We start from the raw sequence: 1,133 nt of genomic DNA, 5'->3' as shown, positions 1-1,133 counted from the left end.
AGATTATCGGCGAGTGCTGGAGTGATCCCAACAGCAGATGAAAGGACGAGGGTGGTAGCCACCACCCATAGTATCGGTTTTCGCCGTGCTGTTGAGGGGGAGGGGCTGGATTTCATAATGATGCTCCCATAAAAAAGACCAAAGGCGTACCAGCAAAAAGCATTCCTACAGGATTTCAGCAAGTTTTCATTCGGTCGAGCCCTTCTGCACTGTAGTCAGTCCACTACAGTGGGACGCTGACTTATTCCATCTGGTTAATTTTTAAGTGTTTATGTTGTCGCTCTTGAGTCAACTTGAGAATCTCCCCGGAATAATAGCCACTGTCAGACGATCATTGGCCGCATGTACCGCACAGCAGGGCAACTGGGAATGGGCGTCAGACAATACGCTTAATCAGCATTTTTATTGGAATGCGGCATGTTATAGTAAACGACACTGCCTGCAGCGCTTGCCGCCATTAACGGCAAGCAGCCACTGATCATCATGGCGGTGCCGCAAGCGATTATTATACGCAGGATAAAACCCAGCAGGCTTTGCAGTTTCTCTAACGTCCAGTGATCGTCTGGCCGTGTTTTTTGCGTCATGATTCGATCCTTCGTGGGGGTAGCTTTGGCTGTAAATTTTGGGCACGCATTCTGCATTAGATATTCCACATGGTGGTTGAAAAATCAAACCACAGTACTGGCATCATCAGTTCCAAAGAAAGAACAGTGGAGAACGATACCCGTTCAGCACATTGAAAAATAGGAACAAAAAATGAAATATCAACACATAGCAGTGACCGCAGCAGACCGTAGTTGACGCCTTATGGCCTACCAGTCCGCATCATCTTTGGTTATTACAGCCTGGATCTACGAGAATCATAGCCAGATGAAAGCCTCAGATGTTGGCTATAATCTCGAATGAGCAAATTTCTACAGACTATTGTCTGATAGAGAAATACCTGAACAGGAGGTTACGATGTCTAGAACCGATATAAAAACTGCAAATCCTGCCGCTTCGTGGGTCCGGGCAGTCTTACTTTTGACAGCAGTGATGGCATTAGCCGGTTGTGCCAACATGAGCCCAACGGGCCAGCGTGCTCTGAGTGGCGGTGCTATTGGCGCTGCTGGCGGTGCGGTTTTGGGAACAGT

The 1,133-nt window shown here is 47.9% G+C and carries 1 protein-coding gene; it reads right to left on the bottom strand.

All coding sequences use genetic code 11. The annotated features are described in order from the left end of the window. Positions 1-389: 389 nt before the first annotated feature. Positions 390-584 (bottom strand): hypothetical protein, encoded by a 195-nt coding sequence (locus tag BLW97_RS18225; RefSeq protein ID WP_075324188.1) that lies wholly within the window; start codon positions 582-584, stop codon positions 390-392. Positions 585-1,133: the final 549 nt, after the last annotated feature.

Origin of the sequence: Acidithiobacillus albertensis (genome assembly GCF_001931655.1) — a bacterium.
Lineage (GTDB): Bacteria > Pseudomonadota > Gammaproteobacteria > Acidithiobacillales > Acidithiobacillaceae > Acidithiobacillus > Acidithiobacillus thiooxidans.
This window is presented reverse-complemented; position numbering and strand designations above follow the sequence as displayed.

Bases quoted from the DNA above. Each gene is read 5' to 3' on its own strand.
- BLW97_RS18225 (WP_075324188.1), bottom strand. From the start codon at position 584: ATGACGCAAAAAACACGGCCAGACGATCACTGGACGTTAGAGAAACTG.